Here is a 10,649-nt window from a genome sequence, read left to right as displayed (position 1 = left end):
CATGTAGTAGCCGGCCGGTAGTTCTCGACCGGCTTCTCCCACACCACGTTGCCGGTGCGCGCATCGAGCGCCACCAGGAAGCGCATCGACGGTCGCGATGTAGACGCGGTCGCCATACAGGGCCACGCCGCGATTGGTGGGAAGCGAACAGGTCCGCCGGCAGCTCGCGGCTGATAGCGCAGATGGCTCGCCGCTGCGCGTCCAGCGCCAGCACCTGGTCGCGCGGCGTGGTGATGAACATCACGCCGTCGTTGACGATGGGCGGCGACTGGTGACCTTCCTCGACGCCGGTGGAAAAACTCCACAGCGGTTTCAGCTGCGCGACGTTGCCGGTGTCTATCTGTTTGAGAGGACTGTAGCCCCAGCTGTCGTAGGTGCGCCGGTACATGAGCCAGTTGCCGGGCTCGGGCCGGGTGAGACGCGCGTCGGTGACGGGCGAGTAGGGCAGGCCGTCGGCGGCCGGCGCGCTGCTCGCGACGACCAGCAACAGCAGCAGGATCGGGAACACTGAACGCATCACGTCACCTCAAAGACCTGGCGCGCCGAGCGCGCCACTGAAGGGGCCGGCGATGACGAGCTTGTCGCCAACCTGCTTGATGGGCAGGGCCGGCAAAGGTCGCGCGGTCGGGCCGGCGACGCGCGCGGCGCCCTTGGCATGTCGTATTCCGAGGAATGACAAGGGCACACCAGGTGGCGCTTGTCCGCCGCCCATTCGCTGACCGCGCAGGCGGCGTGGGTGCAAATTGCCGAACAGGCGACGATGCTGTCGACGGCCCGTGCACGCGTTGCCTCGTCGAGGCTGTCCGGTGCGAGGCGCAGCAGCAGGAACTGGTTGAGACGCGAATTCTCGCGCGTCACGCCGCTGGCCGGATCCTGCGGATAGACCGACGGCGGCGCGGCGTCGAGCGCCACGTCGGCGGCGGTCACGGCGCGGATCGTCGTCCCACGAGGCAAAGGCCAGCACATCGCCGGGCTGCGCCGGCTGTTTGCTCGGGTCGGCGTCGGCCGCCTCGCCGAGCACGGGCCGGGCGAGGCCCGCCGCCAGCGCCGCGCACAGGCGCTGCCGTGAGGCCGAGGCGCAGTCCGCGGGAGCCGGCCCGCTGGCCTTCGGCAGCGGCGGGCCGCGACCGCCCACCATCCACAGCAACACGAGCGCCGCACGTGCACCGTCAACGCCAACTCCATCTCGGCGCCTTCATGCGCCCGGTCAGCATCCACACCAGCGCGTGGCGCTACCCCGGCAGCTACCCGGACGCGAATTTCAATTTCCAGCACTACGTGCGCTTCATCCAGACCTTGGAACAAGGCTGCTTCGATGCCTTCTTCATGGCCGACCACCTGGCGGTGTTGAACATGCCGATGGCGGCCCCGGAAACGCAGCGCGACCGTCACGTCCTTCGACCCCTTGACGCTGCTGCCGGCGCTGGCGACGGTGACTTCGCGCATCGGCCTCATCGCCACCGCGTCGACGTCCTATAACGAGCCCTACCACATCGCACGGAAGTTCGCCTCGCTCGATCACATCAGCGGCGGACGCGCGGGCTGGAACGTGGTGACCTCGGCCAATCCCCACGAGGCCATGAACTTCGGGCGTGAACAGCATCTCGAGCATGCCGAGCGCTGGGCGCGCGCGCGTGAGTTCTGCGAGGTGGTGACCGGCCTGTGGGACAGCTGGGCGGACGATGCTTTCATCCGCGATGTCGATGCGGGCGTGTATTTCGACCCGGCGCGATGCACGTGCTCGACCACAAGGGCGACGAGTTCGCGGTGCGTGGCCCGCTGAATGTCGCGCGTCCGGTGCAGGGCTGGCCGCCGATCGTGCAGGCCGGCAGCTCGGAAGCCGGGCGGCAGCTGGCGGCCGAGACCGCCGAGATGGTGTTCTCGGCCGACGTCGACCGGGCGGCGGCGCAGGCCTTTGCCGACGTCAAAAGCCGCATGGCGGTGTCGGGCGCGATCCCGAGCATCTCAAGATCACGCCGGGCGCGTTCGTGGTGCTGGGCGGCAGCCAGGCCGAGGGCCGAGGATCGCAAGGCGCGGCTCGACGACGTTGGTGCATCCCGATTCGGGTATCTCGTCGTTGTCGGTGATGCTGGGCTGCGATGTCAGCGGTTTCGCGCTCGACGGCCCCTTGCCCGAGCTGCCCGAAAGCAATGCCAGCCGCGGCAGTCGCGACAAGCTGGTGGCGATGGCGCGCGACAAGCCCATGACGGTGCGCCAGCTCGCGCAGTGGGTGGGCGGCGCCCGGCATCCTGGAAATGATCGGCACGCCGGCCATGGTCGCCGACCAGATGCAGGAATGGCTGGAAACGCGTGCCTGCGATGGCTTCAACGTGATGTTCCCGTTCCTGCCGGCCGGACTCGACGATTTCGTGGCGGCGGTGGTGCCGGAACCCAGCGCCGCGGCATTTTCCGCCGCGCCTAGCGGCCACACGTTGCGCGAACACCTCGGCCTGCCGCGTCCCGCCAACCGGTTCTTCCCGCGCCACGCGGCTGAGCGCGGCGCTTTCACCGCCGCTGGAGGCTTTCGCCCGTGGCGCGGCTCAAGCTTGCGCCGGCCGGCGGCCGACACAGATTCGCATCGGGGAATAACAACAAGGACAGCCATCTTGAGCATGCCTGCCGTCCATATGGACATCACCACGCCCGGCGAACGCATCGCGCGCAGTCTGATCGAAGACATATCGGCCTTGGTCCCGCCGCCGGACGTGTGTTTGAAGATCAACGAACTGGTGGCTGACGACAGCACCTCGCTGGAGCAACTGGCGCTGGTGGTGATCCGCGACCCGAATCTCACTGCGCGCATCCTGAAACTCGCCAACAGCGCGTTCTACGGCTTGCCCGGACGGGTGGACACCATCACCCGTGCCGTGATGCTGCTGGGCATGGGCGAAATCCAGAAAATCGTGACCTCGGTATGCGCGGTGCAGACCTTCTCGCGCCTGTCGAGCTCGGTCACCAACATGAATTCCTTCTGGCGCCACGGCGTGTATACCGGCCTCGTGGCGCAGGCCATCGCGCGCCGCGCGCGCGTGCTGCATCCCGAGCGCCTGTTCGTGGCCGGCATGCTGCACGACATCGGCACCTTGCTCATCAACAAGCGCTTTCCCGAGATAGCGCAGTCCGTGATCATCGAAGCGGCCGGCGACGAGGACAAGCTGCACGTCCTGGAACAGCGCGATCTCCGGTTTCGATCACGCCATGCTGACCGGCATGATGCTCGATAGCTGGAACCTGCCCGACACGCTGGTCGACACCGTCTACTGGCACCATGAGCCGCAGCGCGCCCGCCGCGCCGGCGCCGAGGCGGCCATCCTCAAAGGTCGCCGACGCGGTCGCGAACTGCTCCGGTACCGGCAGTTATTCCGAGCGCATTCCGCGCGAACAGCAGGCCGACGTGTCGCCGCTCGCCAACCACGGCCTCGCTATCGATTGCAGCGGCGAAGAGCTGATGGACGAAGTCGACCCGCAGTTCATCGAGGCGATTTACCTGATCGTTGCGTAATCGTGGGTCAGACTTCAGTCTGACATGCGCCACCCGCACCCGATTTCAATGTCGGACTGAAGTCCGACCCACAAAGACCGAGCCTCCTCTACAATGCCTCCCATCACCCCGATGCGAGGCATGCGCCAGGGCCTGTTGATCAACGGCAAGTGGGACGCCGAGGCGACCATGATCCCTATCGAGGATGGTCGCTTCGTGCGCGAGCCGGCCGCATTCCGCCATGTGGTCAGCGCCGATGGCGCGAGTGGCTTCAAGGCCGAGACCGGCCGTTATCACCTTTACGTCGCCTACCACTGCCCATGGGCGTGGCGCACCATCCTGATGCGGCGCCTGAAGCGTTTGGAAAACGTTGTTTCCATGACCATCGCGATTCCCAACGATCGCCGCGAGGGCTGGACCTTCGGTGATTATCCCGGCGGCTGCGCGCCGGATGCGGTCAATGGCTTTACCCACCTGCACCAGGCCTATACCGCCACGCGTCGCGACTACAGCGGCACGGTGTCGGTGCCGGTGCTGTGGGACAAGCACACCGGCGTCATCGTCAACAACGAGTCGCCGGACATCATGCGCATGTTCAACAGCGCCTTCGATGCCTACACCGATGCCCGTGAGGACTATTACCCCGAGGCGCTGCGCGCCGACATCGACGCCGTCAACCAGCGCGTCTACGACGGCGTCAACAATGGCGTTTACCGTGTGGGCCTCGCGCGCAGCCAGGCTGCCTACGACGAGGCCTTCGACAAGCTCTTCGCCACCCTCGACTGGCTGGATGCGCGCCTGGAGCCACGCAGCGCTACCTCGTCGGCACGCGCGTGACCGAAGCCGACTGGCGCCTGCTCGCCAGCCTGTTGCGTTTCGATCTGGTCTACCACGCGCTGTTCAAATGCAATCAGCGCAGCATTGCCAGCTACCCGGCACTGTCGAACTACCTGCGCGAGCTCTACCAGTGGCCGGGCGTGGCCGACACCGTCAACGTCCCGCACTTCGTGCGTGGCTATTACTCCATCACCCACGTCAATCCCAACGGCATCATTCCGCGCGGGCCGGCCTTTTTCGAAGCACGGTTTGCAACAGCCCCACGACCGCGCGCGCCTGGCGGCCGAATGAGCGACGCGAGTAGCGCCCGGCACGTTTGTCCACAATTGGCACAGGCCGCTCGATCAGGGCCGCGAACATGCCTTGACCGGCGCGCGCTTCCCCGAATCGGTATCGTCGGCATGCGGGCTTTCTGCGATACTGCAGGGCAGCAATTGTGCGTGGTGAGGACGGGTCGCGTATGACCGTGAAGGCGAAGCTACGTTTCGGCGCCGCAGGAGGCGCGCTCGCCGTGGTGTGGATGATGTTCCTGGGGCTGGGCGCACATGGCGCGCGTGCCGCCGACCCGGCGCCCGCCGCCGCGCCGCCACCGCCGGCGGTGACGGTCGCCAAGCCGGTCTTCAAACGCATCACCGAATGGGACGATTACACCGGCCGCTTCATCGCCAAGGAGCGCGTCGACGTGCGCGCGCGCGTGTCGGGCTATCTCGAATCGGTGCATTTCAAGGAAGGCCAGATGGTCGAGGCCGGCGAGCTGTTGTTCGTCATCGACCAGCGCCCGTTCAAGACCGAGGTGGCGCGCGCCAAGGCCGGTGTCGACCAGGCCGGCACGCAGCTCAAGGTCGCGCAGCTCGAGTTCGAACGCGGTCAGCGTCTGCAATCGTCGCGCGCCATGAGTACCGAGACCGCCGAAGAACGGCGCGCCAAGCGCGATGCCGCGCAGGCCGAGGTCGATGCCGCGAAGGCCGCCTTGCGCAATGCCGAGCTGAATCTCGATTTCACCGAGGTGCGCGCGCCGATGGCCGGTCGCCTGTCGGACATCCGCGTCGACGTCGGCAACCTCATCTCGGGTGGCAGCGCCGATTCGACCCTGCTCACCACCATCGTCTCGCTCGACCCCATCGAATTCGAAATCGAAGCCTCGGAAGCCGAGTTCCTGCGCTACACGCGTCTCGACAGCGCCGGCACGCGCCGCTCCTCGCGCGACGTGCCGAATCGCATAGAAGCCCAGCTCATCGATGAAACGGAGTGGGTGCACAAGGGCAACATGACCTTCGTCGACAACGAAATCGATCCGAACTCCGATTCGATCCGCGGCCATGCCACGTTCCCCAACCCGGACCACGTGCTGCTGCCCGGCATGTTCGCGCGCGCGCCTGTACGGCGCCGGCGAGCACGAAGCGGTGATGGTGCCGGACATCGCGGTGGTGGCCGACCAGGCGCGCAAGCTGGTGATGGTGCTCGGCAAGGACAACGTCATCGAGGCGCGGGTGGTGACGCTCGGGCCGCTGATCGACGGACTGCGCGTGGTGCGCGAGGGCCTGAAGAGCGAAGAGACCATCGTCGTCAACGGCATCATCCGCGCGCATCCCGGCAAACCGGTGACGCCGACCGTGGCCACCATCGCCGAGGACGGCACCATCAAAGACGCCGCCGCCAAGTAAACCATGCGCTTCACGCATTTCTTCGTCGACCGGCCGATCTTCGCGGCCGTCATCTCGATCATCATCGTGCTGGTCGGCGCCATCGCCTACGTGGCGCTGCCCATCGCGCAGTACCCGGACATCGTGCCGCCGACCATCCAGGTCACCGCCAGCTATCCCGGCGCCAGCGCCGAGACCGTGGCCAACACCGTGGCCACGCCGCTCGAGCAGGAAATCAACGGCGTCGACCACATGCTGTTCATGCAGTCGTCCGCCACCGGCGACGGCCGCCTGGTCATCAACGTCACGTTCGAACTCGGCACCAATCTCGATATCGCCCAGGTGCTGGTGCAGAACCGCGTGGCGATCGCGGTGCCGCGCCTGCCGGAAGACGTGCGCCGACTCGGCATCAACGTCACCAAGAACTCGCCCGACATGTTGATGGTGGTGCACATCTTCTCGCCGGACGGCTCGCGCGACCCGGCCTACCTGTCGAACTACGCGCGTACCCATGTCGTCGACCGGCTGGTGCGTCTGAACGGCGTCGGTTCAATCAACATCTTCGCCGAGCGTGCCTACGGCATGCGCATCTGGATAGACCCGGAGCGCGCGGCGGCGCGCGATCTCACCGCCACCGAAATCGTCGAGGCGGTGCGCGCCAACAACGTGCAGGTGGCATCGGGCACCATCAATGCGCAGCCGGTGCCGAGCACCGGCGCCTTCGAGCTGGCGGTCGAGAGCCAGGGCCGTTTTCTCACCACCGAGCAGTTCGGCGACATCGTCGTCAAACGCGGCGCCGGCGGCCGCATCACGCGCCTGAAGGACGTCGCACGCGTCGAACTCGGCGCGCAGGATTACTCCACCATCGGCTACATCGATGGCAAGCCGGCACTGCCGATGCCGATCTTCCAGCGGCCGGGCTCCAACGCCATCGAGACCGCGCGGGCGGTCGAGAATCTCATGACCGAGATCGGCAAGGAGCTGCCGTCGGGCGTGGCCTACGTCATCGCCTTCAATCCCACCCAGTTCATCGCCGACTCGGTGCACGAGGTCTACCTCACCATCTTCGAGGCGATGGCGCTGGTGGTGCTGGTGATCATGGTGTTCCTGCAGTCGTGGCGCGCCGCCATCATTCCCATCGTCGCGATCCCGATTGCCCTGATCGGCACCTTCGCGGTGATGGGCGCGTTTGGTTTCTCCATCAACAACCTGACCCTGTTCGGCCTGGTGCTGGCGGTGGGTATCGCGGTGGACGACGCCATCGTGGTGGTGGAGAACATCGAACGCTTCCTGGCCGAAGGCCTGTCGCCGCGCGAAGCGGCGCACAAGACCATGGACGAAGTCGGCAGCGCGTTGGTCGCCATCGCGCTGGTGCTGGCGGCGGTGTTCGTGCCGACCGCGTTCATTTCCGGCATCTCGGGCCAGTTCTATCGCCAGTTCGCCCTGACCATCGCCAGCGCCACCGTGATCTCGGCCATCGTGTCGCTGACCTTGTCGCCCGCACTCGGCGCGTTGCTGTTGAAGCCTCACGACGCGCATGCCAAGCGTCATCCCGTGGTCAGCATGCTGCTGATGCCGTTCACGCTGTTCGCGCGCGCCTTCAATGCCAGCTTCGCCGGCTTTGCCAGCGGCTACGCGGCCATCACCAAGCGCCTGGTACGCATGACGCTGGTCATGATGATCATCTACGCCGGGCTCATCTTCCTGACCTGGAAGACCTTCAGCAGTACGCCCACCGGATTCATCCCGCAGCAGGATCAGGGCTACATCATCACCGTCTATCGCCTGCCGCCGGGCTCGTCGGTGATGCGCACCGACAAAGTCGTGCGGCGCGCCGCCGGCATCCTGCTCAAGATCCCGGACATCGCCCACTGCGCGGGCTTCGCCGGTTTCGATGGCGCGACACGCACCAACGCGCCCGATGCCGGCGCGGCCTTCTGCCCGCTCGCGCCCTACGCCGATCGCGCCGCGCGCCACAGCCCGGTCACCGAAACGCTGCGCGTCGCGCAGCAGAAGCTCGGTGTGATCCAGGAGGCGATGGCCTTCGTCGTGCCGCCACCACCCGTGCGCGGCATCGGCACCGGCGGCGGTTGGAAGCTCTACATGGAAGACCGCGGTGGTCACGGTGTGAAAGCCCTGGAGCAGGTCACCACCGAGTTCATCGCGCGCGCCAACCAGCTGCCGGAAGTGAAGAACGTCTTCACCACCTTCAACACCAAGACGCCGAAGATTTTCGCCAACATCGACAGGACGCGCGCCGAGAAACTCGATGTGCCCGCCGAGCGTGTGCTCGACACCCTCGAGATCTACCTGGGCTCGGCCTACGTCAACGACTTCAATTTCCTCGGCCGAACCTATCGCGTCACCGCCCAGGCCGAAGGCAATTACCGCGACGACCCCTCGGATCTGCTGAAACTCAAGACCCGTTCCAATCGCGGCGCGATGGTGCCGCTCGGCTCGCTCACCACCTTCAGCGATCTGACCGGCGCCTACCGCGTGGCGCGCTACAACCTCTACACCGCCGCCGAGGTGCAGGGCATCGCGGCGCCGGGCCGTTCGACCGGCGAAGCACTGGCGGCCATCGAGAAACTCGCCGAGGAAGTGCTGCCGGAAGGCTATGGCTTCGAATGGACCGATCTCGCCCTGCAGGAAAAGCTGGCAGGCAACACCGCCGCGATGGCCTTCGGCCTCGGCGTGGCCTTCGTGTTCCTGGTGCTGGCGGCGCTGTACGAATCGTGGATGCTGCCGCTCGCCGTCATCCTCATCGTGCCGATGTGCCTGCTCGCCTCGATCACCGGCGTCAGCCTGCGCGGCATGCAGAACGACATCCTGGTGCAGATCGGTTTCATCGTGCTCATTGGTCTGGCCGCCAAGAACGCCATCCTCATCGTCGAGTTCGCGCGCCAGGCCGAAGCCGCCGGTCTCGGTCGTCGTGAAGCAGCGATGCAGGCCGCGCGCACGCGCCTGCGGCCGATCCTCATGACCTCGTTCTCCTTCATCATGGGCGTGGTGCCGCTGGTGCTCGCCAGCGGCGCCGGCGCCGAGATGCGCCAGTCGCTGGGCACGGCGGTGTTTTCGGGCATGTTGGGCGTGACCTTCTTCGGCCTGTTGTTCACGCCGGTGTTCTACATCGTATGTCGCGGTTTCGTGGTGCGCGGCGAGCGTCGTCGCCGGCGTCGCGTGCAGGAGCGTGGCGGGGAATGGCCGACATGATGCGCAATCGAATCGCTGTCGCGGTGTGCCTGGCGCTGCTCGGCGGCTGTGCCGCGGTCGGGCCTGATTACCAGGCGCCCGCCGCCACCGACGCTGACGCCATGCCGGCCTTTCGCGCGGCCGGCGACGACGGCAATTCGGCGCGGGTCGTCACCAGCGAGCCGCCGGAACAATGGTGGCAATCACTGCACGATCCGGACCTCGATGCCCTGATCGCGGCGGCGCTGGCGGCCAACAACGATCTCAAGGTCGCCATCGCCAATGTCGAGGCCGCGCGCGCGCAGCTCGGCGAGACCGAGAACCTGCGCATGCCGCGCGTGGACGTCAACGGCGTGGTGCGCGAACGCCTGGACGCGCAGGCCGCGCAGCGCAAGGCCGATCCGCACGATCGGGGGCCGGTACGTTCGCTGGCGACCCTCGGCATCGACATGTTGTGGGAGATCGATCTGTTCGGCCGCGTACGGCGCTCGGTGGAAGCCGCCGCCGCCGAACTCGGCTCGCTCGAAGCGGTGCGCAACAACGTGCTGCTGTCGCTGTTGTCGACGGTCGCGAGTGCCTATATCGATGTGCGCGGCACGCAGATGCGTCTCGGCGTGGCGGAGCGCAACGTGGCCGTGCAACAGCAGACGCTCGACCTGGTGCTGTTGTTGAACAAGGAAGGCGCGGCCACCGAGCTCGATGTCGCGCGCGCGCGCACCCAGCTGCTGACCAGCCAGGCCACCATCCCGGTGCTGCGCGCCGCCGAGCGCGCGGCGCGCAATCGCTTGACCACGCTCACCTCGCAGCCGCCCGGCGCGTTGGACGCGCGGCTCGGCGCGCGGCGCCCGTTGCCGGCGCTGCCGGAGCTGGTGGCCATCGGTCAGCCCGCCGATCTGCTGCGTCGTCGACCGGACATCCAGGCCGCGGAGCGCGCGGTGGCGGCGGCCTCGGCGCGCATCGGCGTGGCCACCGCCGACCTCTTCCCGACCGTGACGCTGGTGGGCGGCGCCGGTGTGTCCGCATCGCCGATCGGCAAGCTGGCCGCCGCCGGTGCGCCCTTGTTCACGCTGGGGCCGGCGCTGCGTTGGAATATTTTCGATCGCGCCGGCATCTACGCGCGCATCGCGCAAGCCGACGCCGCGGCGGCGGCCAATGTCGCGCGCTACCAGACCACCGTCACCCAGGCGCTGGAGGAAGTCGACAGCGCGGTGAGCGGCTATGGCAATGAACGCGAACGCCAGGCACAACTGGTGGCGGCGGTGGCCGCCAGTCGCGACGCCGCCGAGCTCGCCGAGCTGCGCTTCAAGGAAGGCGCCGAGGATTTCCTCACGGTGCTGGACGCCGAACGCAGCCTGCTGCAGCTCGAAGATCAGCAGGCGCTGTCGGCCGTCAACGTCGCGCAACGATTGGTAGAGATTCATCGCGCGCTCGGCGGCGGCTGGCAGAGCGCGGCGCTGCCGGCGCACCAGACCTACGTTCCCGCCAAATAGCGGCAT

At 67.1% G+C, this 10,649-nt stretch carries 6 protein-coding genes and 4 pseudogenes; 8 read left to right on the top strand and 2 right to left on the bottom strand.

The annotated features are described in order from the left end of the window. Together IPM80_24355 and IPM80_24350 are read right to left on the bottom strand one after the other, a co-directional pair. A pseudogene (locus tag IPM80_24355) lies at positions 1–517 on the bottom strand (PQQ-binding-like beta-propeller repeat protein). Then, positions 517–927, bottom strand: coding sequence for a Rieske 2Fe-2S domain-containing protein (locus IPM80_24350; GenBank protein MBK8961468.1), 411 nt, complete (start codon positions 925–927; stop codon positions 517–519). The pseudogene IPM80_24355 and the gene IPM80_24350 overlap by 1 nt, the downstream one beginning before the upstream one ends. Before the next feature lie 270 nt (positions 928–1,197). On the opposite strand from IPM80_24350, the pseudogene IPM80_24345 reads away from it, so the two are divergent. The 8 genes and pseudogenes from IPM80_24345 (at position 1,198) to IPM80_24310 (ending at position 10,643) form a co-directional block, all read left to right on the top strand. Continuing rightward, positions 1,198–2,477 (top strand): annotated as a pseudogene (locus tag IPM80_24345) (LLM class flavin-dependent oxidoreductase). A 135-nt stretch (positions 2,478–2,612) separates the two neighbouring features. Then, the gene (locus IPM80_24340; protein ID MBK8961467.1) at positions 2,613–3,224 is read left to right on the top strand and encodes an HDOD domain-containing protein; all 612 of its coding nucleotides are present in this window, start codon (positions 2,613–2,615) and stop codon (positions 3,222–3,224) included. Further along, positions 3,178–3,525, top strand: a complete 348-nt coding sequence (locus IPM80_24335) for an HDOD domain-containing protein (GenBank protein ID MBK8961466.1) — start codon at positions 3,178–3,180, stop codon at positions 3,523–3,525. Before IPM80_24340 ends, IPM80_24335 begins: the two co-directional genes overlap by 47 nt. 88 nt (positions 3,526–3,613) lie before the next feature. Further along, a pseudogene (locus IPM80_24330) lies at positions 3,614–4,782 on the top strand (glutathione S-transferase C-terminal domain-containing protein). Next, positions 4,779–5,708: pseudogene (locus IPM80_24325) on the top strand (efflux RND transporter periplasmic adaptor subunit). The pseudogenes IPM80_24330 and IPM80_24325 overlap by 4 nt, the downstream one beginning before the upstream one ends. Then, complete coding sequence (locus IPM80_24320) at positions 5,638–5,982, top strand: hypothetical protein (GenBank protein MBK8961465.1); 345 nt, start codon at positions 5,638–5,640, stop codon at positions 5,980–5,982. The pseudogene IPM80_24325 and the gene IPM80_24320 overlap by 71 nt, the downstream one beginning before the upstream one ends. A 3-nt stretch (positions 5,983–5,985) precedes the next feature. After that, entirely contained in the window at positions 5,986–9,174 is a 3,189-nt protein-coding gene (locus tag IPM80_24315; protein ID MBK8961464.1) for a multidrug efflux RND transporter permease subunit, read from the top strand. Next, the gene (locus IPM80_24310; protein MBK8961463.1) at positions 9,171–10,643 is read left to right on the top strand and encodes an efflux transporter outer membrane subunit; all 1,473 of its coding nucleotides are present in this window, start codon (positions 9,171–9,173) and stop codon (positions 10,641–10,643) included. The genes IPM80_24315 and IPM80_24310 overlap by 4 nt, the downstream gene beginning before the upstream one ends. Positions 10,644–10,649 lie beyond the last annotated feature (6 nt).

Source organism: Pseudomonadota bacterium (assembly GCA_016719885.1).
Taxonomy (GTDB): Bacteria; Pseudomonadota; Gammaproteobacteria.
The sequence above is the reverse complement of the archived record's forward strand: the minus strand, read 5'-3'. Positions and strand labels throughout refer to the sequence as shown.

Coding starts and splice junctions, on each gene's coding strand:
- IPM80_24320 (MBK8961465.1), top strand. CDS start 5,638: ATGCCACGTTCCCCAACCCGGACCACGTGCTGCTGCCCGGCATGTTCG.
- IPM80_24340 (MBK8961467.1), top strand. CDS start 2,613: ATGCCTGCCGTCCATATGGACATCACCACGCCCGGCGAACGCATCGCG.
- IPM80_24315 (MBK8961464.1), top strand. CDS start 5,986: ATGCGCTTCACGCATTTCTTCGTCGACCGGCCGATCTTCGCGGCCGTC.
- IPM80_24310 (MBK8961463.1), top strand. CDS start 9,171: ATGATGCGCAATCGAATCGCTGTCGCGGTGTGCCTGGCGCTGCTCGGC.